Annotated in this window: 18 protein-coding genes and 1 pseudogene; 10 read left to right on the forward strand and 9 right to left on the reverse strand. The window is 64.4% G+C overall.

The window, feature by feature from the left end:
- Positions 1–50 precede the first annotated feature (50 nt).
- Both dnaK and VNZ93_RS02215 read right to left on the reverse strand, forming a co-directional pair.
- Positions 51–1,970 (reverse strand): molecular chaperone DnaK, encoded by a 1,920-nt coding sequence (dnaK, locus tag VNZ93_RS02210; RefSeq protein WP_325699441.1) that lies wholly within the window; start codon positions 1,968–1,970, stop codon positions 51–53.
- Positions 1,971–2,245: 275 nt separating this feature from the next.
- A complete protein-coding gene (locus VNZ93_RS02215; RefSeq protein ID WP_325699444.1) occupies positions 2,246–2,905 on the reverse strand; it encodes a trimeric intracellular cation channel family protein in 660 nt (219 codons plus the stop codon).
- Positions 2,906–3,040: 135 nt separating this feature from the next.
- On the opposite strand from VNZ93_RS02215, the gene VNZ93_RS02220 reads away from it, so the two are divergent.
- The gene (locus VNZ93_RS02220) at positions 3,041–4,009 is read left to right on the forward strand and encodes a hypothetical protein (RefSeq protein ID WP_325699447.1); all 969 of its coding nucleotides are present in this window, start codon (positions 3,041–3,043) and stop codon (positions 4,007–4,009) included.
- 24 nt (positions 4,010–4,033) lie between these two features.
- On the opposite strand, the gene grpE is transcribed toward VNZ93_RS02220, so the two are convergent.
- The 3 genes from grpE to VNZ93_RS02235 all read right to left on the reverse strand — a co-directional run bounded on the left by grpE (position 4,034) and on the right by VNZ93_RS02235 (position 7,296).
- Positions 4,034–4,648 carry a nucleotide exchange factor GrpE gene (gene grpE, locus VNZ93_RS02225; protein WP_325699450.1) on the reverse strand — a complete coding sequence of 205 codons (615 nt, stop codon included), beginning with the start codon at positions 4,646–4,648 and terminating at the stop codon, positions 4,034–4,036.
- A gap of 60 nt (positions 4,649–4,708) precedes the next feature.
- A complete protein-coding gene (gene hrcA / locus VNZ93_RS02230) occupies positions 4,709–5,791 on the reverse strand; it encodes a heat-inducible transcriptional repressor HrcA (RefSeq protein WP_325699453.1) in 1,083 nt (360 codons plus the stop codon).
- Between the two features lie 62 nt (positions 5,792–5,853).
- Positions 5,854–7,296 (reverse strand): hypothetical protein, encoded by a 1,443-nt coding sequence (locus tag VNZ93_RS02235; RefSeq protein ID WP_325699456.1) that lies wholly within the window; start codon positions 7,294–7,296, stop codon positions 5,854–5,856.
- A 118-nt stretch (positions 7,297–7,414) separates the two neighbouring features.
- Between VNZ93_RS02235 and rph the strand changes: the two genes are divergently transcribed.
- From rph to hemW, 3 genes are all read left to right on the forward strand, one after another.
- Complete coding sequence (gene rph, locus VNZ93_RS02240; protein ID WP_325699459.1) at positions 7,415–8,128, forward strand: ribonuclease PH; 714 nt, start codon at positions 7,415–7,417, stop codon at positions 8,126–8,128.
- Positions 8,125–8,766: an RdgB/HAM1 family non-canonical purine NTP pyrophosphatase gene (rdgB, locus tag VNZ93_RS02245; RefSeq protein WP_325699462.1), complete on the forward strand. Its 642-nt coding sequence runs from the start codon at positions 8,125–8,127 to the stop codon at positions 8,764–8,766. The genes rph and rdgB overlap by 4 nt, the downstream gene beginning before the upstream one ends.
- A 92-nt stretch (positions 8,767–8,858) precedes the next feature.
- On the forward strand, positions 8,859–10,022 hold the full coding sequence (gene hemW / locus VNZ93_RS02250) for a radical SAM family heme chaperone HemW (protein ID WP_325699465.1): 1,164 nt from the start codon (positions 8,859–8,861) through the stop codon (positions 10,020–10,022).
- Between the two features lie 42 nt (positions 10,023–10,064).
- Here the strand turns inward: hemW and VNZ93_RS02255 are convergent, their stop codons facing one another.
- Complete coding sequence (locus VNZ93_RS02255) at positions 10,065–11,258, reverse strand: penicillin-binding protein activator (protein WP_325699468.1); 1,194 nt, start codon at positions 11,256–11,258, stop codon at positions 10,065–10,067.
- A 134-nt stretch (positions 11,259–11,392) separates the two neighbouring features.
- Here VNZ93_RS02255 and rsmI point away from each other — a divergent pair, with 134 nt between their 5' ends.
- Together rsmI and VNZ93_RS02265 are read left to right on the forward strand one after the other, a co-directional pair.
- Positions 11,393–12,298 carry a 16S rRNA (cytidine(1402)-2'-O)-methyltransferase gene (gene rsmI, locus VNZ93_RS02260; RefSeq protein ID WP_325699471.1) on the forward strand — a complete coding sequence of 302 codons (906 nt, stop codon included), beginning with the start codon at positions 11,393–11,395 and terminating at the stop codon, positions 12,296–12,298.
- Positions 12,285–12,689, forward strand: coding sequence for a YraN family protein (locus VNZ93_RS02265; protein WP_325699474.1), 405 nt, complete (start codon positions 12,285–12,287; stop codon positions 12,687–12,689). Before rsmI ends, VNZ93_RS02265 begins: the two co-directional genes overlap by 14 nt.
- A 7-nt stretch (positions 12,690–12,696) precedes the next feature.
- Here VNZ93_RS02265 and VNZ93_RS02270 read toward each other — a convergent pair whose 3' ends face one another.
- A complete protein-coding gene (locus VNZ93_RS02270) occupies positions 12,697–14,370 on the reverse strand; it encodes a HAMP domain-containing methyl-accepting chemotaxis protein (protein ID WP_325699477.1) in 1,674 nt (557 codons plus the stop codon).
- A gap of 258 nt (positions 14,371–14,628) precedes the next feature.
- Between VNZ93_RS02270 and gshB the strand changes: the two genes are divergently transcribed.
- On the forward strand, positions 14,629–15,573 hold the full coding sequence (gshB, locus tag VNZ93_RS02275) for a glutathione synthase (RefSeq protein WP_325699492.1): 945 nt from the start codon (positions 14,629–14,631) through the stop codon (positions 15,571–15,573).
- 168 nt (positions 15,574–15,741) lie between these two features.
- Positions 15,742–16,695 (forward strand): hypothetical protein, encoded by a 954-nt coding sequence (locus VNZ93_RS02280; protein WP_325699480.1) that lies wholly within the window; start codon positions 15,742–15,744, stop codon positions 16,693–16,695.
- 2 nt (positions 16,696–16,697) lie between these two features.
- Here the strand turns inward: VNZ93_RS02280 and VNZ93_RS02285 are convergent, their stop codons facing one another.
- Positions 16,698–16,919: a hypothetical protein gene (locus VNZ93_RS02285; protein ID WP_325699483.1), complete on the reverse strand. Its 222-nt coding sequence runs from the start codon at positions 16,917–16,919 to the stop codon at positions 16,698–16,700.
- A 126-nt stretch (positions 16,920–17,045) separates the two neighbouring features.
- Between VNZ93_RS02285 and VNZ93_RS02290 the strand changes: the two genes are divergently transcribed.
- Together VNZ93_RS02290 and VNZ93_RS02295 are read left to right on the forward strand one after the other, a co-directional pair.
- Positions 17,046–18,584 (forward strand): YifB family Mg chelatase-like AAA ATPase, encoded by a 1,539-nt coding sequence (locus VNZ93_RS02290; protein ID WP_325699486.1) that lies wholly within the window; start codon positions 17,046–17,048, stop codon positions 18,582–18,584.
- A 163-nt stretch (positions 18,585–18,747) separates the two neighbouring features.
- Positions 18,748–20,958: an ATP-binding protein gene (locus VNZ93_RS02295; RefSeq protein WP_325699489.1), complete on the forward strand. Its 2,211-nt coding sequence runs from the start codon at positions 18,748–18,750 to the stop codon at positions 20,956–20,958.
- A gap of 48 nt (positions 20,959–21,006) precedes the next feature.
- Here VNZ93_RS02295 and VNZ93_RS02300 read toward each other — a convergent pair.
- A pseudogene (locus VNZ93_RS02300) lies at positions 21,007–21,232 on the reverse strand (type I pantothenate kinase); the annotation flags it as partial.

Consider the following 21,232-nt stretch of genomic DNA (forward strand, 5'->3'; position numbering starts at 1 on the left):
GGGTGACGAATGTGCATGCGCCGCGAGACGTCATGCCGTCAATTGTCGGTTTAGGCCGACTTCTTCTTGTCGTCGTCGACTTCGGTGAATTCCGCGTCGACAACATCGTCCTTCTTGCCGCCGGCTGCGCCGCCCGACGCGTCGGAGCCATCCGACCCGCCCTCCTGCTGCGCCTTGTACATCGCCTCGCCGAGCTTCATCGAAGCCTGCGCAAGCGCATTGGTCTTTGCGGCAATCGCTTCGCCGTCGGTGCCCTTCAGAGCTTCCTTCAGATCGGCAAGCGCATTCTCGATCGCGCGACGATCGCCCTCGCCGACCTTGGAGCCGTGCTCGGACAGCGCCTTCTCGGTCGAGTGGACCAAAGCCTCGGCGTGGTTCTTGGCCTCGACCGCAGCCTTGCGCTTCTTGTCCTCCTCGGCGTTCGCCTCGGCGTCCTTGACCATCTTCTCGATCTCGGCCTCGGACAGACCGCCCGAAGCCTGAATGCGGATCTGCTGCTCCTTGCCGGTGCCCTTGTCCTTGGCGTGGACGTTGACGATGCCGTTGGCGTCGATGTCGAACGTGACCTCGATCTGCGGCACGCCACGCGGCGCCGGCGGAATGCCCATCAGGTCGAACTGGCCGAGCAGCTTGTTATCGGCTGCCATTTCGCGCTCGCCCTGGAAGACCCGGATGGTGACCGCATTCTGATTGTCAGCGGCGGTCGAGAACACCTGGCTCTTCTTGGTCGGGATCGTGGTGTTGCGGTCGATCAGGCGGGTGAAGATACCGCCCTCGGTCTCGATGCCGAGCGACAGCGGGGTCACGTCGAGCAGCAGCACGTCCTTGACGTCGCCCTGCAGCACGCCGGCCTGGATCGCAGCACCGATCGCCACGACTTCGTCCGGATTGACGCCCTTGTGCGGCTCCTTGCCGAACAACTGCTTCACGACTTCCTGGACCTTCGGCATGCGGGTCATGCCGCCGACCAGGATCACTTCGTTGATTTCGGACGCGTTCAGCCCGGCATCCTTCAGCGCCTTGCGGCAAGGCTCGACCGTCCGCTGGATGAGGTCGTCAACCAGCGCCTCGAACTTGGCGCGGGTGAGCTTCATCGTCAGATGCTTCGGACCGGAGGCGTCCGCGGTGATGAACGGCAGGTTGATTTCGGTCTGCGTCGTGGACGACAGCTCGATCTTGGCCTTTTCGGCGGCTTCCTTCAGGCGCTGCAGCGCGAGCTTGTCGCGGCGCAGGTCGATGCCCTGCTCCTTCTGGAATTCGTCGGCGAGATAGCCGACCAGCCGCATGTCGAAGTCCTCGCCGCCGAGGAAGGTGTCGCCGTTGGTCGACTTCACCTCGAACACGCCGTCACCGATTTCGAGCACGGACACGTCGAAGGTGCCGCCGCCCAGGTCGTAGACCGCGATGGTGCCGGACTTCTGCTTGTCGAGGCCATAGGCCAGCGCAGCCGCCGTCGGCTCGTTGATGATGCGCAGAACTTCAAGACCCGCGATCTTGCCGGCATCCTTGGTCGCCTGGCGCTGCGCGTCGTTGAAGTAAGCGGGAACCGTGATGACCGCCTGCTCGACCTTCTGGCCGAGATGAGCCTCCGCGGTCTCCTTCATCTTCTGCAGGATGAAGGCGGAGATCTGCGACGGCGAATAGGACTTGCCGTCGACCTCGACCCAGGCGTCGCCGTTCGAGGCTTTGGTGATCTTGTACGGGACAAGCTTCTTGTCCTTTTCCACCGTCGGGTCGTCGTAGCGCCGTCCGATCAGGCGCTTGACCGCGAAGATGGTGCGTTCGGGATTGGTCACTGCCTGGCGTTTCGCAGGCTGGCCGACAAGCCGCTCGCCATCGTCCGTGAAAGCGACGATCGAAGGCGTGGTGCGCATGCCCTCGGCATTCTCGATGACGCGCGGCGTCTTTCCTTCCATCACGGCCACGCACGAATTGGTGGTGCCGAGGTCGATACCGATGACCTTTGACATTGTAATTTCCTCTCTTTCAGGCAGATCGGCCGAGCCCAGGACTGGCACCCGGATGGACCGTGGGATTCGACGGGTCCTCCCCGCCGTGCGTCCGTGTCCGACCCCCTCTAAATTGATCGCGCCGCAGCCCTGCGGCGTCTCGGGTCATATAGGAGGGGCGGTTTGGGCCGCAAGGAGTTAGGAGCCGGGAGTTGGGCTGAAAAACGCCTGATCCGCAGGGGTTTGCGGCCGCACGTCCGGCGGCAGCAAGCTCCGATGTTTCGGTTTCGGTTTCCCTAACGGCGGTCGAGTTCATCGGGCGTCCGGCCGGCCCGCGGCCGGTAAACGGGCAGCGACCAGCCCCGCCACAACGCCAGCCCGCGGATCACCAGACAGATCGCGAAGCCGGCCAGCGCTGCGGCCGACAGCGACAGGCCGGCCATGGCGCCGCCAACGAAGCTCGCCGCCCCCGCAAGGGCCGCGGTCACGTAGACTTCCTTGCGCAAGATGACCGGGATTTCCCCGCCCAGCACATCACGGATGATGCCGCCCATCGTCCCGGTGATCACCCCCATGACGATGGCAACGAAGGGGCCGGCGCCGGCCGCCAACGCCTTGTCTGCCCCGACCACGCAGAACACCGACAGACCGATGGCATCGAGCCACAGGAGCAGGCGGTACCGGGATTCCGGGATATGGGCAGTGAAAAACACCAGCCCGGCCACGCCGATACAGAGCGCCACGTAAACCGGCCTCTGAACCCAGAAGACCGGCGTCAGTCCAAGCACCAGATCGCGCAGGGTCCCGCCGCCGATCCCGGTCACGGTGGCGAGCAGCGCGAACCCGACGATGTCCATCTGCTTGCGCGAGGCCACCAGCGCGCCCGTGACCGCGAACACAGCGACACCGAGGAGGTCCAGCACCGTGATCAGGGTGGCGATCGCGTCGACATTCATCGGCGCAGCCCCCCGCCTTTCAATGACCGGATTTGCTGGTACATTGCGGCCGTCGCCCCCCTCGCCCGCCCCCGGCTATGCCCGGCTCTGCGGCGAAACGCAAAACCGAAAATCCGTTCCGAGATTTCCGATCCAATGATGCTGCGAACGGCCCTGCTGCTATTTGGTCTTGTGCTCTGCGGTCCCGTCCAGGCCGCCGACCCGACATTCCCGAATGGATCGCATATCGGCTTGGTCCCGCCCCCCGGCATGACCGCAAGCACATCCTTCCCGGGTTTCGAGGACCGGGACCGCAAGGCGGCGATCCTGCTCGCGCAGGTGCCAGGCCCGGTCTACGAACAATTCCTCAAGGCCATGAGCGCCGGCGCCATCAATATTCCCGGCGTCAGCAATGCCAAGCGTGAGCTGATGCTGACCGATGGTGGCGCAGCCCATCTCGTGGTCGGCGACCAGGAAGCCGAGGGCGTCAAGTTCCGCAAATGGCTGATGATCACGCGCCGCAACATCACCGACCGAAACGCCGACACGGCGTTCTCGTTCATCGTCACGGTGCAGATCCCGGAAGAGGCCAGCGACGTCTACAGCGAGGATGTCGTTCGCAAGACGTTAGGCACGGTCGCGCTACGCGCCGTCATTCCCCCGCAGGAAATTCTCGATAAATTGCCGTTCCGGCTGACGGAGCGGGCGAATTTCGAGGGCGTGCGCCTGCTCGTTCCCGGACGCGCCGTGATGCTGACCGAGCGCGCCGGCACTGGCGACCTTCCGAGCACCGACGCGGTCGCGATGATCTCAGTCGGCGCCGGTGCACCGTCGCAAGCCGACGAACGCGCCAACTTCGCCCAGAACGTGCTACGCTCTATCCAGGGCTTCAACAACCTGCGCATCCTGTCGCAGGAGCCGATGCGCATCGGCGGGCAGCCGGGTTACGAGATAAGGCTGGAAGGGCAATCCGCCGGCGACAACACCGATGTCGTGATCGTGCAATGGATGCGCTTCGGAGTCGGCGGCTTCATACGCATGGTCGGCATTTCGCCGAAGACGAGCTGGCCGGAGAACTTCACGCGCTTCCGGCAGGTCCGCGACGGCATCAACGCTCGGGAGTGAGGCGCGCGTAACGCCAACGCGGCGTCACTTGCCGCCCGTGTTATCGTTCGCGACCGGCGCGGCCATCTTCGGACCGCCCTTGGCGACCGCGACCATGGCCGGCCGCAGGATGCGCTCGCCGATGACGTAGCCCGGCTGGATCACCTGCACGACGCTGCCCGACGGCACCGAGGGATCCGGCACCTCATACATCGCCTGATGCAGGTTCGGGTCGAACTTCTCGCCCTGCGGTTCGATCTTGCGGATGCCGTTCTTCTCGAGAATGCGAAGCAGGTCCTTCTCGGTGAGTTCGACACCCTCGACGAACGAGGAGACCGCCGCGTCGGCCGTGGCCCGGACTTCGGGGCCGACAGCGTCGAGCGCGCGGCGGAAATTGTCGGCCACGCCCAGAATGTCGCGCGCAAAGGACGCGATGCCGTATTGCCGCGCCTCGGCAACCTCGCGCTCGGTGCGCTTGCGGAGGTTCTCCATGTCGGCGAGCGTGCGCAGCAGCCGGTCCTTCAACTCCGCAGTTTCATCAACCAGCAGCGAAGGGTCGACATAAGGCTTGGATACCTTTGGCGCGGCCGCCTGGGGATCGGAAGCGTTCGGCTCGGAGGATTCAGGCGCTGACGCGTCAGGCCGTGGCGTATCGTTCATCGCGGTGCGTCCGGTGACGGTGTGATTTACGCCGTCATATCAGGGCTGGACTGACAAAAATCAAGTTCCCGAGAGAATCCGCGACACCACCTTGGCGGTATAGTCAACCATCGGGATCACCCGCGCATAATTCAGCCGGGTCGGACCGATGACGCCCAGCACGCCGACGATCCGGCCGGCCGAATCCCGATAGGGCGCGACAATGGTCGAGGAGCCGGACAGCGAGAACAGCTTGTTCTCCGACCCGATAAAGATGCGAACGCCGTCGGCGCGCTCGGCGCGGCCGAGAAGGTCGATCACCTCGCGCCGGGTTTCCAGGTCGTCGAACAGGAGCCGCACGCGCTCCAGATCGTCGAGCGCCTTCAGATCGTCGAGGAGATGCGACTGCCCGCGCACGATCAGCTTGCGTTCTTCCGTCTCACCGCCCGACCAGCTCGCGAAACCGGCCGCGACGATCTTCTGCGTCAGCTGATCGAGTTCCGCGCGGCCGGCTTCCAGCGCCTGTTCCAATTCGATGCGTAGCTCCGCGAGCGTCTTGCCGCGAATGCGCGCGTTCAGAAAGTTCGATGCCTCGACCAGCGACGATGTCGGCAGGCCGGCCGGAACATTGAGAATGCGATTTTCGACCTGCCCGTCCTCGCCGACCATCACCACAAGGGCGCGCTCCGGCTCGAGCCGCACGAACTCGATATGCTTCAGCTGGGAGTTGAGCTTCGCCGTGAGCACGACACCTGCCGCCCGGGTCAGACCGGACAGCATCCCCGACGCCTGCGTAAGCACGTTCTCGTAGGAGCGGCCACGCCCTGCAACCTGCGCCTCGATGGAGCGCCGGTCGCTTTCGTTGAGGTCGCCGATCTGCATCAGGGCATCGACGAAAAAGCGCAGGCCGAGCTCCGTCGGCAGCCGGCCGGCCGACGTATGCGGCGCGTAGACGAGGCCGAGCTGCTCAAGGTCGGACATCACGTTGCGCACGGAGGCCGGCGACAGCGAGACCTGCAGCAGCCGCGAGATGTTGCGCGACCCGACCGGCTCCCCGGTCGCCAGATAGCTCTCGACGATCTGACGAAAAATGTCGCGCGACCGCTCGTTCAGATCCGCGAGCGAGACATGGCTCGTACCGACCGGAATATCGTGTGACGCCAATTCAGGGCTCCTTCGGCCGCAAGAATTGTCGATTTAGGCGAGCAATTTCAAGCGCAATACACTCAGACTCTTCGCCCCAGCAGCAGGATGATCCCGATCGGCAGGATGAAGCCGATGGCGGTTGCCACGATCAGGAGAGCGCCGAGCTCGGTATAATCGCCGCGCTGAACCGCGAAAGTCTGGTTCAGGTACTTCGTCTGCAACTGCCCTGCCACGAGCGCGAGATTCATCAGTGACGCCATCAGCGCGAACCAGGTCGCGCGATGGCCGGAGGGCGCATAGAAGGCGATCAGCGTCAGCAGCGGAATCATGGATAGCTGCGCGAACGGAGACGCTGCTGCAGTGTCGATGATTGCGATCGAACGCGCACCGATCCCGAACATGCGCTCGGTCCAGTCGGCCATGCCGTAATAGAGGCCGATGCTCGGCAGCGACAGAATGGTTCCGATGATCGCGAGCCAGAACAGCGTCTTGGTCACCGAATATTCGGTGAGCTGCTTGGAGAACAGCCACATGCCGAGAATGGCGAGGACGGCGCCGGTCTGACGCAATGCGCCGTAGAAGCCTTCGTCGAATTTCAGAACATCCAGCGTCCACCAGAAATAACCGTCGCCGACCGAGGGCGTCGCACGGAATGCGAAGATGATGATGCTGGTGAACAGGATCGCCAGGCGCGACTTGTGATCGAGTTCGCGCGTCACGAACACCAGCATCGTGCAGATCACCGCCATGGAGATCGCGAAGATCACTTCCTGCGCAAACGGCATGCCGCCCAGCGCGAGCGTGAGCACGACCGCGCCGAACACGAGACCGCCGCCGAGAATCCGCCAGTCGATCGGACGGGGCGCGGCCTTTTCCTGCTCGATCATGAACATGCCGGTCAGCGAAACAGCCGGGATCACGAGCCCGATCAAGAATACGGCTTCGCGCGAGAAGATACCCGCGAGAATCCCCGACAGGCCCGCGACGGCGACAATGCCGGCCGAGAGCGCCAGCCGGCCGATCACCTGCACCATGCCGAGTTCGGACCGGACATCGTTCTCCGGCCTCGGCTGACCATCCGCATCGACGCGGCTGACCACCTCGGTCGACATCGCATCCGCGACAACGTCCTGGATCACCGTGCCGAGCACGATCAGGAGCGCACCGAGCACGTAAAGCTGGTCGGGCCGCAGAAGCGTCAGCCAGCCGCCGGCCGCGCCCGCCAGTGTGACAAGCCCTGCTGCAGTGAACATCGCGCCGATCGTGATGTAGACGCGGCGCTGCGAGCCGAAGATCGGCACGCAATCGACCAGCTCTCCGAACACCATCTTGATGGTCCAGGGCAGCGTCAGCCACACGCCGATGCTGGCGAGATCGGACGGCGACAGTTGCAGTTGTTCCTTGATCCAGAAATCGCGCGAAACGTCGATCAGGCCGAGCGCGCCATAGGCGAAATACACCATCACCAGCGGGAGGTATGCCAGGCGGAAGGCGCGGATTGGCCGCATCAGATTATCAAGCAAGAGGTCTCTCCGGCGCACCTTTTGGCGAATCCGCGCTTGTCGGGCGCGACGGTGCCTCCTAAAAGCGCGGGAGCCAAGGTGTAAATTCAAATCACAGATACGAGAGAAGGACTCCACGATGCGGCCAAGCCGCCGGGCACCCGATGAAATGCGCGCCGTTTCGCTCGAGCGAAGCGTAGTCAAATATGCCGAAGGCTCATGCTTCGTGAAATTCGGCGATACTCATGTGCTGGTGACGGCAACGCTGGAAGACCGGCTGCCGCCATGGCTGAAGGGTCAGGGGCGTGGCTGGGTCACCGCCGAATACGGCATGCTGCCGCGCGCGACCTCCGAGCGCACGCGCCGTGAAGCAACCGCCGGCAAGCAGGGCGGCCGCACGGTGGAGATCCAGCGGCTGATCGGTCGCTCGCTGCGCACTGTTGTCGATCTCGTCGCGCTTGGCGAACGCCAGATCACCATCGATTGCGATGTGATCCAGGCCGATGGCGGCACCCGCACGGCATCGATCACCGGCGGCTGGGTCGCGCTTCATGACTGCCTGCAATGGATGAAGGCGCGCAACATGATCAAGACCGACGTGCTGCGCGATCATGTCGCCGCGATCTCCTGCGGCATCCACAAGGGCACCGCGGTGCTCGACATCGATTACGCCGAAGACTCCGACGCCGAGACCGACGCCAATTTCGTGATGACCGGATCGGGCGGCATCATCGAGATTCAGGGCACTGCCGAAAAGACGCCTTTCAGCGAGGAGCAATTCCTCGAATTGCTGAAGCTCGCGCGCAAGGGCGTTGGCAAGCTGGTCGATCTGCAGAAGCTGGCGGTGACGTGAGCGCGCATCGTCCGATCACCGGCAAGCTGGTCATCGCCACCCACAACGCCGGCAAGCTGCGCGAGATGCGCGAGTTGCTGTCGCTTTACGGCATCGACGCGGTGTCAGCCGGCGAACTGAACCTTCCCGAGCCGGAAGAAACCGGCGCGACATTCGCCGAGAATGCCGCGATCAAGGCGCATGCCGCTGCGAAGGCTTCCGGCCTTCCGGCCTTTGCCGACGATTCAGGGCTGGTTGTCGATGCCCTTGGCGGCGCGCCCGGCATTCACTCGGCGCGCTGGGCCGGACCCGACAAGAATTTCGCGCGCGCCATGCAGACCATCGACCAGATGTTGCGCGATCATGGCGCGACGACACCGGCGCGCCGCACCGCGCATTTCGTTTCCGCACTCTGCGTCGCATGGCCGGACGGCCATACGGAAGACTTCGAAGCAATTGTCGAGGGCACGCTGGTCTGGCCGCCACGCGGCGAAGCCGGCTTCGGCTACGATCCGATGTTTCTGCCCGACGGGCACGACCGCACCTTCGGCGAGATGAGTTCCGACGAGAAGCACGGCCTGCCGCCGCGCGGACAGGGCCTGTCGCACCGCGCCCGTGCCTTCATCAAGCTTGCCGAGGCGTGCCTGAAAAAGCCCTAGCGTTAACCATTTCAGTGCCAGAATCGTTACAATTTTAACGACCTCGATCTTACCGGTGGATCAGGCAGGGTTCGCCATTTACTATCGTTAACATGACCTTAACGAATCCAGCCGCGCAGGCCTTCGGCGTTTACGTGCACTGGCCGTTCTGCCTGTCCAAATGCCCCTATTGCGACTTCAACAGTCATGTCCGCCATGGCGGCATCGATCAGTCGCGCTACGTGCAGGCTTATCTGCGCGAGATCGAGACGACGGCCGCGCGCACGCCGGGCCGCACGGTATCGACCATCTTCTTTGGCGGCGGCACGCCGTCACTGATGCAGCCCGAGACCGTCGCCGCAATCCTCGATGGCATCGGCCGTCACTGGTCCGTGTCGCCCGACGTCGAGGTCACGCTCGAAGCCAATCCGACCAGCGTTGAAGCCGATCGCTTCCGCGGCTTTCGTGCCGCGGGCGTCAATCGCGTCTCGCTCGGCGTTCAGGCGCTCGACGACAAATCGCTGAAGGAACTTGGCCGTCTGCACACCGCGGCCGAAGCGCTGAAAGCGGTGGCGATCGCGCGCTCGGTGTTCGATCGCTATTCCTTCGATCTGATCTATGCACGTCCCGGCCAGACCGCCGATGCCTGGTCGCACGAGTTGCGCCGCGCGATCGCGGAAGCGGCCGAGCATCTGTCGCTCTATCAGCTCACCATCGAGGCCGAGACGCCGTTCTACGCCCTGCATCGCAGCGGCAAGCTGAAGACACCCGATGACGACGCCGCGCGCGAACTCTACGACGTGACGCAGGAGGTCTGCGACAAGGCCGGATTTGCGGCCTACGAGATTTCCAACCATGCACGCGCCGGTGCGGAATGCCGGCACAATCTGGTCTATTGGCGTGGCGATGAATATGCCGGGATCGGTCCGGGCGCGCACGGACGCATCGAATCGGACGGACGCCGCTACGCCACCGCGACCGAGAAGCGCCCGGAAAGCTGGCTGATGCGCGTCGAAGGTTTCGGCCACGGTCTCGTGGAAGACGAAGCGCTCACACGCGAGGAACGCGCAGACGAATATCTTCTGATGGGGCTGCGACTCGCGGAAGGCATCGACCCGCAGCGCTACGAAGCATTGTCGGGCCGCCCGCTCGACCAGAAGCGCATCGCGATCCTGCGCGAGGAAGGCGCCGTCGAGACCACGGCGAAAGGGCATCTTCGCGTGACGCAGGCCGCTTTCCCGATTCTCGACGCTGTCGTCGCGGATCTCGCGGCGTAGGTCTTTCTTTTTCCCTCCGCGAGCGGAGGGGAAAAGAACGCCTTACGTTCCCGACCCGCCGAATGTTTTCGGCGCCGGGCTCACGATCTGCCCGCCGCCCGCAGCGACCCGCATCACCGCAAGTCCGCGTTCGTTGGTGCCGTCAGCCTTGAAGCGGAACACGCCGTCGATCCCCGAAAAACCCGACGGGTTGGTCAGCATCTGATCGGTGATGCGTTGCGCACCCTGCGAACGCACGAGCGCGGCGACCAATGCGGTCGAATCGTAAGCCAGCGTCGCAGTCCGAACCGGCTCGCTGCCATAACGCGTCTGATAGCGCTGCGCGAAGTTCGCAAAGCCGGACGGGTCCGGCGCTGCGTAAAGCCCGCCCAGCATCGAGGCATCGTTGAAGATGCGCGGATCGTCCCACAATCCGGTGCCGAGCAACTGCACCTGCCTGGTATTGACGCCCGCGCTCACCAGCCCCTGCGCGATGGTCGGCGCCACATCCCCGCCATCCGGAATGAACACCGCATCCGCGCCGCGTGCCGCCTGCGCAATGACTCCGATCGAGGCCTGCAGCCGCGCCGCATCGTAGCGCTCCAGCGCGACCACACGGCCACCGCGTCGCGCAATTTCCTCGCGGAATGCCGCTTCCACCACCGAGCCATAGGCATTCTCGGGCACGATCGCGGCAAAGGATCGCTTGCCCTGCGCGAACGCGTAGCCAAGCACGCGCACCACGTCCGTCTCCGGCAGGAAGCTCAGCAGATAGACGCCGCGCGCCGCCACGCTCGCGTCGGTGGAAAAGCCGATCACGGGAATGTTGCGAGGCCGGGCAGCAGACCCCACAGCTTGCACACTCTGCGCAAACAGCGGACCGAGGATGATCTGTGCGCCCTCGTCCATCGCCTGGCCGGCCACCATGCGCGCCAGCTGCGGATTGCCGGCGTCATCCTTGATCAGGAACTGGATGTCCGGATTCGAGAATTCAGCGAGCGCCATCTCGGCGGCATTCTTCATCGACTGCGCCGCCATGCCTGCATTGCCGCCGCTCGACAGCGGCAGGATCAACGCCACCTTGTAATGCCCGCTGCCGATTTCGCTGCCCGGTTGCTGCGGTCCCGCCGGAGCAGGCGGGGGCGCTTCGGACAGAGACCCGCCGCCATTGCCGGCGCAGCCGGACAAGCCCGTCGCGGCGAGCGACAGGGCCGACAGGGTAAATCTTCGGCGCGACAGGACGACTGGGTTTCGCATCAGCCCGTACAGTTCAGAAACAACACGCGCGAGGCTGCTCGATAGGGCGCTCACCGGTACAATCTGGCATATTGTCATCCAATGTTTAAACGAGCGGACGGGATGATCGGGGCGGTGTTTCGCGGGGTGTTGCCATGACGCAACCCTCCCGGGGGTTCCATATTGGCGGCACCCCCTACCCGGCCGCGAAACTTGCGGGCGGGCTCTACCTTGTCGCCACCCCGATCGGCAACCTGGGCGATATCACACTGCGCGCGTTGCAAACTCTTGCGGGTGCGGACCTGATCGCCTGCGAGGACACGCGCGTCAGCCGGAAGCTTCTGGAGCATTACGGCATTGCAACGCCAACCACGGCGTATCACGACCATAATGCCACGGCCGCGCGACCGGGCCTGCTCAAGCGCATTGCCGATGGTGGCTCGGTCGCACTGATATCGGATGCCGGCACGCCCGCGATCTCGGATCCCGGCTTTAAGCTTGTGCGCGAGGCGCGCGAGGCCGGACTGCCGGTGATCGCCCTGCCCGGCGCCTCGTCGCTGCTGACCGCGCTGGTCGCATCCGGCCTGCCGACCGACCGTTTCCTGTTCGAAGGCTTCCTGCCTGCCAAGGCGACGCAGCGCCGAAGCCGGATCACCGAATTATCGCGCATTCCGGCGAGCCTCGTCCTGTTCGAAGGCGGATCGCGCATCGCTTCGACACTGTCCGACCTCGCCGATGTGCTCGGCGATCGCGAAGCGGCGATCTGCCGCGAATTGACCAAGCTGCACGAAGAGGTGCGGCGCGAGTCGTTGCCCGTGCTCGCGCAACATTACGCGGGTGACGCGGAGACGCGCGGCGAATTCGTCATCGTCGTCGCGCCGCCGCAGGCCGCCGGAGTGCCACAGGCGGACGATGTCGACACGCTGATCCGTGCGGCGCTCGCGCGTGTTTCGGTCAAGGATGCGGTCGGTGAGATTGTCGCCGCCACCGGCCTGCCACGTCGCGACATCTATCAGCGCGCGCTCGAACTCGCGAAAGAGCGAGACGATGGCGCCCCGTAAGCCCGGCACCCGATCGGACAAACCATCGCCCGCACCGGAACGTCGGACCGCGTTCCAGCTCGGCCTCTCCGCCGAAAACCTTGCCGCCGCATTGCTGCTCGCAAAGGGTTTCCGGATCGCCGCGCGGCGCTTCCGCTCACCTGCCGGTGAAATCGACATCGTGGCGAAGCGTGGATCGCTTCTGATCTTCGTCGAGGTGAAAGCACGTGCCCTGCTGGATGACGCCGCATGGTCCGTCACCGATCGTCAGAAGCGGCGGATCGCGTCGGCCGCAGCGGCCTGGCTTGCGGCGCATCCGGAAGATAACGGCTGCGACATGCGCTTCGACGCGGTGCTGGTCGCGCCACGATCGCTGCCGAAGCATATTCCGGGGGCATTCGAGGCGGAGTAGCGATCCTCTAGGCCGCGCGCAGCCGCTCGAAGAACTGATCGATCTGATTGCGCATCCGCGACGCCAGCCCATCGAGCGTATCGGACACATATTGCGCGGCAACCGAATGCGTGCGGCTGATTTCGGTCGCTTCCGTGACCTTCGCGATCTGCGTGGTGGTCTCGGCCGAGCGGCGTGACGCGGTTTCGACGCTGCGCGCGATCTCCTGCGTCGCGGCGCCCTGCTCGGTCACCGCGGCAGCGATTGCACTCGAAATATCGCCGATCTCGCGGATCGTGGTCTTGATCGCACTGATCGCCGCGATCGACCGGTCGGTCGCGTGCTGCATCCCCGCAATTTGCGCACCGATCTCTTCGGTAGCTTTGGCCGTCTGACCGGCCAGCGCCTTCACTTCGCCCGCAACCACCGCAAATCCGCGGCCTGCCTCGCCCGCGCGGGCCGCCTCGATCGTCGCGTTGAGTGCAAGCAGATTTGTCTGCTCGGCAATGTCGTTGATCATCCGAATCACATCGCCGATACGGCCGGCCGCCTCACTCAGCTCCTGAACCGTCTCATTGGTGGCTTCCGCCTCCGTCACCGCCTTCATCGCGATATCGTGCGACTGCGAAACCTGCCGTTCGATCTCCAGCACCGACATCGCCAGTTCGTCGGCCGCCGAGGCGATGTCACGCACATTGGCGTTCGATTCTTCGGACGATTGCGTGGCGCGGCCGGTGCGATCGACCGTGATCTCGACGGCCTGCCCGAGTTCGGTCGCAGCCTTTTTCGCACGGCTCGACATCTTCATCAGTTCGGACAATGTGCCCTCGACTTCCGCCGAGAATGTCTCGATCTCCGCCGCGATCTGGTCCTGGCGTTGCCGGCGCGCTTCCGCATCGCTATTTACGGTCTTGTTCAGTTCCTTGTTGTGCCGCATCGCCGCCTGGAACACGCCGATCGAGGTCGCCAGCGCCCCGATCTCGTCGCGCCGTCCGCGATACGGCACCACCACATCGGTCTGCCCATCCGCGACCTGCTCGGTCACGCGCGTGATCGCCTTGAGCGGACGGATGCAGGAGCGCCAGATGATTGCCGCACCGGCGGCGGCGAGCAGCAACAGAACCAGCGTCAGCACCTCGAACACGATCGCCGATACCCGCACGCCTTCATCGATCGCCGCATAGAGCTGCTGCGAACGCTGCGAGTAGACCTGCGCCATGCCTTCGATGTCGCGCGACAGCCCGGTGCGATCGGTCTCGTTCTCGCCGAGGGCGCGCGCAGCTTCGGGCCCGACCTCAGCGCCAAGACGCGCCAGCTCGCGGTGGAATTGCTGGAAATTCTTGATGCGCTCCGCGAAGGCCTCGATCTTGTCCTTGTCCTCCGGCTTCGCGTCCCATTGCAGTTCGGTCGCCGTATCGCCCAGCCGGTCGTTATTGGCGATCAGCTGCGTCGCGGTCCGCCGCGCGGACGGAGCGTCCGGGGCATGCACGAGAGCCCGTGCCTCCATCACCACCGCATTGATCAGGGAGTGCGCCCGCTCGATCTGCCGGGCGCTGTTGAAGCTCGCGCGGAACTCGTCGGTCAACGCCGAGTGCCGCTTCGCATTGACGACGGCCGCGAGCGCCAGAATCAGGGCCGCCGTCGCGAGCAGCGCAAAAATGGCGTAAAGCTTGGCCGCGATCGTGAGTCTCGGGAATGTCACGCGAAAATCCGGATCGTCATGGAATCTGGGATTGCGAGCATGGCAGGCATTTATTAACCACGCGTTTTCACTAGTGCGGTGGATCGGAAGTCCGCTTCATTTTGCTGCAACCTGATCAAGCGGACTTCCGATCCAAAACCACACTAAAATCAATGCGCTGTCAGCGTTCTTCGAATCCGAAGTGTGCAACAGAAGGCGCGGAACGCCCGTGCGAATTTCGGATTCGGACGCTGAAAAATGGAAGGTGGGTCAAAGGCCATGCCACTCAATGTCGCCGTCCAGATGGACCCGATCGAGCGGATCAATATCCGCGGCGATTCGACCTTTGCCCTGCTTCTGGAAGCGAGGGCGCGCGGCCACCGGCTGTCCTATTACACGCCCGACAAGCTTGCCCAGCGCGGCGGCCATGTATTCGCGACGGTGCAACCGATCGATGTCCGTGACGAGATCGGCAATCACGTCACGCTCGGCGAAGGCAAGCGCACGGACCTGACCGATTTCGACGTCATCCTGCTGCGGCAGGACCCGCCCTTCGACATGGCCTACATCACGACGACCCACATGCTGGAGCGCGTGCATCCGAAGACGCTCGTGGTCAACGACCCGGCCCATGTGCGCAATGCGCCCGAGAAGATCTTTGTGATGGAGTTCTCAGATCTGATGCCGCCGACGCTGATCACGCGCGACCTCGCCGAGATCAAGGCGTTCCGGGAGGAGCATGGCGACATCGTGATGAAGCCGCTCTATGGCCATGGCGGCGGCTCGGTCTTCCGGCTGACGAAGGACGATCTCAATTTCGGTTCGCTCTACGACCTGTTCGCCACCACCTTCCGCGAGCAGTGGATGGTGCAGACCTTCCTGCCGGCGGTGAAGCACGGCGACAAGCGCATCATCCTGGTCGACGGCGAGTATGCCGGCGCGGTCAACCGCGTGCCTGCGCCCGACGACCTGCGTTCCAACATGGTGCGCGGCGGTTCACCCAAGGACACCGAACTGACGCCGCGCGAGCACGAGATCTGCCGGCGGCTCGGACCTGCGCTCAGGGAGCGCGGCCTGCTCTTTGTCGGCATCGACGTGATCGACGGCTATCTCACCGAGATCAACGTCACGTCGCCAACCGGCATCCGCGCGATCCGCAATATCGGCGGCCCCGACATCGCGGCCATGGTCTGGGACGCGATCGAGAAGAAGCGCGGGGCCTGAAACGAGATCTAGGCAACGGCGCCGAACGACATCGACAGCGCAGCGACGTTGCAAATTTTGATTGATTGTCTTTGCGTTGCCGCCTGCGTTAGCTTGGCGCGCATGACGAGCGGCAGGTCGATGGCTCTGAACCATATTTCATCTGTTATGTTGGCCTGCGCGGCAACGATGGCATGGTCATGCGCCGCGTCATCTGCAGGCGAATTCTCCTCGGCCGGGAAATGCCGCTTTGCCAAACGCCCGCCGATTGCGCTGAACGAGAAGCAGAGCGAAGGCTTCTGCAAGTTCGACCACGCCACACTGCAATTCAGCGGCACGCCGGCCGATCAGGCGCGCTGCCTGCTCAATCCGGTCGAGCCTGTCGGCCGCCTGGGAGCGGCGATGAATGCGCTTCCGGCCGCAATCGAGAAGCGCGTCGGCAACAGCACCGATCTACCATCACGCGAGACGCTGGCGGCGCTGCTGCGCGATCGCGGCGCGACGCAGGACCTGATCGACACGCTCGCGCAGCCCGTCTCGCATGCGCATGACAACGATCCGCTGGCGCGTTCGGCGACCTACATCGTCTTCCACGACACCTCGACGCCGAATTACCGTAGCCAGCCCTGGCCGGTCTCGATCGACGACGATCCGAAGGTCAACAATCTGGCGCGCTACGAATGTTCGAACGACATCGAGCGCGCGCATGTGTTCATCAATCGCGGCGGAAAGATTTTTCTCGCACATGATTTCACCGTGCCGTGGCGCGCCACCAAATTCGAAACGGCGAAGAATTTCGGTCCGGCCCTGAAGGGCCTGTTCCTGCATGTCGAATTGATCCAGCCGCGCCGCGCGCTGAAAGGCTATGGCCGCAGCAACGATTTTCTCGCTCCTACGCCGGGCTTCTCGCAGGCTCAATACGACTCGCTGGCGTTGATTTATACGGTCGCGAGCCACAGGGCCGGGTTCTGGATGATCCCGGCTTTCCATTCGGTGCTCGACGAGGGCATCCGCAACAAGCACGACGATCCGCAGAATTTCGAGCTCGCGCAGTTTGCGAAAAGTCTCGATGCGCTGGTCGGCGAATTGCACATGCGCATGGCCAAAGCTGGCGCAGAACCTCAGGTCGGAAAGCCGGACTGACGTCAGGCCGCCTGGCGGAATTCGGTTTCGTCCGCGCGCGGTGCAAAGTCCGTCCGGATTGAAACCGGGAACGACGCCAGCTCTTCAAGCTCAATCTGCTGCAGCGTGCACCCCGCCTGCATCCGCTCGATGACCCGCTCGAGATCGAGACCGGCCATCTGCGCCTCGCGGCGCGCCCGGCGTGCAAAGGCAAGCTCCATATCGAGTGCTTTGAAATCGACCATGCTCAGCTCCATCCGTGCCGACAAAAAACGTAGGCTGAGTCGTTTTGTTCTGCAAATGTTCTTGTCAGGCGGACCGGACTCCGCTACCTTTTGCACAGCCGAGACGTGGCGACGGGCTTGAGGGGCATGGTCCAGCGGGTTTCCACGGTTGCATTCCAGGGCATCGAGGCTCGCGCGGTGGACGTGCAGGTCCAGGTCGCGCCCGGCTTGCCTGCGTTCAATGTCGTCGGCCTTGCAGACAAGGCGGTGTCAGAGGCGCGCGAGCGTGTGCGCTCCGCATTGATCGCATCGGGGCTTGCGCTGCCGGCGCGCCGTATCACGGTCAATCTCGCACCCGCCGATCTCCCGAAGGAAGGAAGCCATTATGATCTGCCGATCGCGCTCGGACTGATGGCCGCGATTGGCGCGATCCCGCACGACGCGCTCTCGGGCTTCACGGTTCTCGGCGAACTCGGTCTCGACGGATCGATCGCGCCGGTGGCCGGCGTCCTGCCGGCTGCGATCGGCGCGAATGCGCGCGGCGAAGGATTGATCTGCCCAAAGGCGTGCGGGGCGGAGGCGGCCTGGGCCAGCCCGGAAATGGAGATTATTGCCGCATCGTCACTGATCCAGCTTGCCAATCATTTCCGCGGCACGCAGGTGCTGACACGTCCGCAGCCGCGCATTCGCGAAGTCGAAGGCACGCGGCTCGATCTTGCCGACATCAAGGGACAGGAGAGCGGCAAGCGCGCGCTCGAAGTCGCAGCAGCCGGCGGTCATAACCTATTGCTGATCGGCCCTCCCGGTGCCGGCAAGTCGATGCTCGCGGCACGCCTGCCGTCGATCCTGCCGCCGCTGACGCCGGAGGAACTGCTGGAAGTGTCGATGATCGCATCCGTTGCGGGCGCAATCGAAGACGGCTCCCTCACCAATCGCCGCCCGTTTCGCGCCCCGCATCATTCCGCATCGATGCCGGCGCTGGTCGGCGGCGGCCTGCGCGCGCGTCCCGGCGAAGTGTCGCTGGCGCATAACGGCGTCTTGTTCCTCGACGAGTTCGCGGAGTTTTCCGGGCAGGCGCTCGACTCGATGCGGCAGCCGCTCGAGACTGGCGATGTCTCGATCGCGCGCGCCAACCATCGGATCACCTATCCCGCGCGCTTCATGCTGGTCGCAGCGATGAATCCGTGCCGCTGCGGACATGCGAGCGATCCCGGCTATATCTGCAAGCGCGGCATGAATGTGCGCTGCGCGGCCGATTATCAGGGGCGGCTGTCGGGCCCGCTGCTGGATCGCATCGATCTGCACATCGAGGTGCCGGCGGTGACAGCCGCTGACCTGATCCTTCCCGCCCCGGCGGAGGGCTCGGCACAGGTCGCAGAGCGCGTTGCACGCGCACGTGCGATCCAGACCGAACGCTACACGGCGCTCGGCCAGCCGCAGATCCGTGTGAACGCGCAGGCCTCGGGAAGCATGCTGGAACAGGTAGCGCAGCCGGACAAATCCGGTCTCGCACTTCTGCGCGATGCATCGGACCAGATGAGGCTGTCTGCGCGCGGCTATCACCGCGTGCTGCGTGTCGCGCGCACGCTTGCCGATCTCGATGGCAGCGAGCATGTCGGGCGCATTCATCTTGCGGAAGCGCTGTCCTATCGCGCACTCACCGACGAGATGCGACGCGCGGCGTAACCCGAATCCGATCCCTAAAATTCTAAGCAATCCCGCAAACCGCCGCTAACGACGTCACGAAAGCGGTCCGGCGCATCAATCCAATGGCAACTGTCGCAGCCCCACTTTCGCCGCAAGGGAAAGAGCCGCGCGTCATCGACGGGCGGTCAATGGGACGTCAGGCATGCATTCGAGCAAGGCGCCGCGCGGCGGCATTCGACCATTCGTTTTCCGCTTGTTGCGGATGGCCTTCCTGCTTCTGGTCGGAATCTGGATCGGCTTCGGCCTCCTCTCGGCGACAGCCACCAGCACATCGCAATACGATCCGGCCATGTTCGCGATCGGGGTCGCGGCGCTGTTCGCCTTTGTCTGCACATTCACCGCCTTTCTGATCTATCGCAATCGCGCGTGGCGCGCCTATGCGATCCGCCTCGAAAAGCGCAACGAAGCGCTGTCCGACCGCGTCTGGAAGCTGCAGGAGGCCGAAGAGCGGGCGCGCTCCTTCCTCGACATGCAGGGTGATGTGATCGTGCGCCGCCGCGGGCCGCAGGGCGCGATCACCTTCGCCAATGGCGCATTCTGCGCGCTGGCCGACGGTGCCCCGGAAACGCTTCGCGGCTCGGACTTCACCTTTAACGTCATCGAGCAGGGCGACGTCGCCACCTTGCCGGACGGCAGCCGGGTCTATGACCAGCAGATCGCGACCGCGAACGGCCCGCGCTGGATCGCGTGGCGCGAAGGCGCTGTCCGCGGCGAGAATGGCGAGACCGAAATCCAGAGCGTGGGCCGCGACGTTACCGACCGCGTCATGTCGGAGCATGCGCTCTCTGAAGCGCGCGATCAGGCGGAAACGGCGAACCGCGCCAAGTCGCGCTTCCTCGCGATGGCGAGCCACGAAATCCGCACGCCGCTGAACGGCATCATCGGCATGGCCGATCTTCTGCTCGATACAAGGCTTACGCCCGAACAGACCACCTATGCACGCGCCGTGAAGATGTCCGGCGATACGCTGCTCGCGCTGATCGAGGAAATCCTCGACTTCTCCAAGATTGAAGCCGGACGGCTGGATCTCGAAGCGCGGCCCTTCCCGCTCGCAACCATGATCGAGGACCTGACCGAACTGCTCGCCATCCGCGCGCAGGGCAAGGGCCTCGAGATCGCGAGCTATGTCGACGAGCGCCTGCCCGCGCGCGTGATCGGCGACGAGACGCGGCTGAAGCAGGTACTGCTCAATCTTGCCGGTAACGCCATCAAGTTCACCAACGAAGGCGGTGTCGCCATCGTCGTCGAGCCCGGTGCATGGCAGGGCGAGGTCGTGTTTAAGGTGCGCGATACAGGTGTCGGCATCGCCGCCGCCGATCACGACAAGATTTTCGAGGAATTCGAACAGACCGAAGCCGGTGCCAGCCAGGCGGATGGCGCGGGTCTGGGCCTCGCCATCGTCAAGCGCATCGTCGAGGGCATGCAGGGCCGTATCGCAGTCGAAAGCGCGCCTGGCGCCGGCGCGCTGTTCGAGGTGACATTGCCGCTCGCCGCCTCGCACGAGGCCGAACGCGTGCCGGCTTTCACCGCACCCGATCTCGGCGGCCGTTCGATCATGATCGTTGCGCCTTCGAATATCGAAGCCGCGCTGATCGCGCGGCGCCTGACACGCTGGGGTGCACGGGTGGCGATCGCACCGAACGACGCGGTTGCGCAGGCGCTGCTGCCCGAACGCAGCTGGGACGCGATGCTGATCGATCATGCGATTGGCGGCGACGCAATCGATACGCTGCTCGCGGCGACGCGTAACGTGCCGTGCCGGCTTGTGACCATCACGCCGTCCGCACGCGGCGAACTCGACGGCCTGAAGGCGCGCGGCCTTACCGGCTATCTCGTGAAGCCGATCCGTGCCGCTTCGCTCGCCGAGCGTCTGCGCGTGGACAGCGACGGATTCTCGCAGATTGCGGACGAATTGAACGAGCTGCCGAATTTCGGCACGCCCCGGAAGGATGGCCTGTCGATCCTCGTGGCGGAAGACAACGAGATCAACGCGCTCCTGACACGCGCGCTGCTCCAGAAGCTCGGCCATCGCCCGCAGGTGGTGGCGAGCGGACATGCCGCGATGGAATCCTTCTTCGCTGCGAATGGCGCCGGCCTGCCGTTCGATCTGATCCTGATGGACGTGCGCATGTCGGGCATCGACGGCCTCGAGGCGACACGCCGCATCCGCGCGGTCGAAGCGAGGACCGGCATCCGCACGCCGATCGTTGCGCTGACCGCCAACGCGCTGCCCGAGCATCGCGAAGCCTGTCTCGCCGCTGGCATGGATGCGTTCCTCACCAAGCCGCTGGATCGCGAGAAGCTTGCAGCGGTATTGGCCGAGATCCGCGGCATGACGGCAAAGGCGGCTTAAGCCACACCCTTGTCCCGGACGCTGCGCAGGGTCCGGGACGCGGCGCTCTCACAAGCGCCGCAGCGCGACTTCGTCGATCAGGTGACCCGCATTCTTGGTCAGGATCAGGTCGGCGCGCTGCCGCGTCGGCAGGATATTCTCGCGCAGATTGACGAGATTGATCCGGCTCCAGATGCTTTTTGCGGTCGCGACCGCCTCCGAATCCGAGAGCCGCGAATAGCGATGGAAATACGACATCGGATCGCGGAACGCCGTCAGGCGCAGCGCAAGGAAG

Source organism: Pseudorhodoplanes sp., assembly GCF_035565795.1.
In the GTDB taxonomy this organism is placed as follows: Bacteria; Pseudomonadota; Alphaproteobacteria; order Rhizobiales; family Xanthobacteraceae; genus Pseudorhodoplanes.

What these genes read in the sequence shown, in the direction of transcription:
- dnaK (WP_325699441.1), bottom strand. Translation starts at nt 1,970, where the DNA reads ATGTCAAAGGTCATCGGTATCGACCTCGGCACCACCAATTCGTGCGTG.
- VNZ93_RS02215 (WP_325699444.1), bottom strand. Translation starts at nt 2,905, where the DNA reads ATGAATGTCGACGCGATCGCCACCCTGATCACGGTGCTGGACCTCCTC.
- VNZ93_RS02220 (WP_325699447.1), top strand. Translation starts at nt 3,041, where the DNA reads ATGATGCTGCGAACGGCCCTGCTGCTATTTGGTCTTGTGCTCTGCGGT.
- grpE (WP_325699450.1), bottom strand. Translation starts at nt 4,648, where the DNA reads ATGAACGATACGCCACGGCCTGACGCGTCAGCGCCTGAATCCTCCGAG.
- rph (WP_325699459.1), top strand. Translation starts at nt 7,415, where the DNA reads ATGCGGCCAAGCCGCCGGGCACCCGATGAAATGCGCGCCGTTTCGCTC.
- hemW (WP_325699465.1), top strand. Translation starts at nt 8,859, where the DNA reads ATGACCTTAACGAATCCAGCCGCGCAGGCCTTCGGCGTTTACGTGCAC.
- VNZ93_RS02255 (WP_325699468.1), bottom strand. Translation starts at nt 11,258, where the DNA reads ATGCGAAACCCAGTCGTCCTGTCGCGCCGAAGATTTACCCTGTCGGCC.
- rsmI (WP_325699471.1), top strand. Translation starts at nt 11,393, where the DNA reads ATGACGCAACCCTCCCGGGGGTTCCATATTGGCGGCACCCCCTACCCG.
- VNZ93_RS02265 (WP_325699474.1), top strand. Translation starts at nt 12,285, where the DNA reads ATGGCGCCCCGTAAGCCCGGCACCCGATCGGACAAACCATCGCCCGCA.
- gshB (WP_325699492.1), top strand. Translation starts at nt 14,629, where the DNA reads ATGCCACTCAATGTCGCCGTCCAGATGGACCCGATCGAGCGGATCAAT.
- VNZ93_RS02280 (WP_325699480.1), top strand. Translation starts at nt 15,742, where the DNA reads ATGGCATGGTCATGCGCCGCGTCATCTGCAGGCGAATTCTCCTCGGCC.
- VNZ93_RS02285 (WP_325699483.1), bottom strand. Translation starts at nt 16,919, where the DNA reads ATGGTCGATTTCAAAGCACTCGATATGGAGCTTGCCTTTGCACGCCGG.
- VNZ93_RS02290 (WP_325699486.1), top strand. Translation starts at nt 17,046, where the DNA reads ATGGTCCAGCGGGTTTCCACGGTTGCATTCCAGGGCATCGAGGCTCGC.
- VNZ93_RS02295 (WP_325699489.1), top strand. Translation starts at nt 18,748, where the DNA reads ATGCATTCGAGCAAGGCGCCGCGCGGCGGCATTCGACCATTCGTTTTC.